The 253-nt window shown below is 63.6% G+C and carries 1 protein-coding gene; it reads right to left on the bottom strand.

Annotated elements, in window-relative coordinates; all coding sequences use genetic code 11:
• Window positions 1-16 precede the first annotated feature (16 nt).
• The coding region (locus ID132_RS12905; RefSeq protein WP_193128810.1) for an integrase core domain-containing protein at window positions 17-253 on the bottom strand (237 nt) is incomplete at its 5' end.

The raw sequence follows: 253 nt of genomic DNA on the forward strand, positions 1-253 counted from the left end.
TGGGCCGCCCCCGTTGTTAGGTCCGGTCTCTGTGTGAGTCGTCGGGTTCCATTTCGTGGGTGCAGTGGCGAGCATAGTCGGCTGGGGTGCGGTAGCCCAGCGCCGAGTGGCGTCGCACGGTGTTGTACTCGGTCTTCCAGTCGCCGATGACGACCTGGGCGTGCAGCAGCGAGTAGAAGCTGTTGATGTTCAAGCACTCGTCGCGGATGCGGGAGTTGAACGACTCGACGTAGCCGTTGAGCCACGGCGAGCC

Source organism: Gulosibacter sediminis (assembly GCF_014904065.1).
Classification (GTDB): domain Bacteria; phylum Actinomycetota; class Actinomycetes; order Actinomycetales; family Microbacteriaceae; genus Gulosibacter; species Gulosibacter sediminis.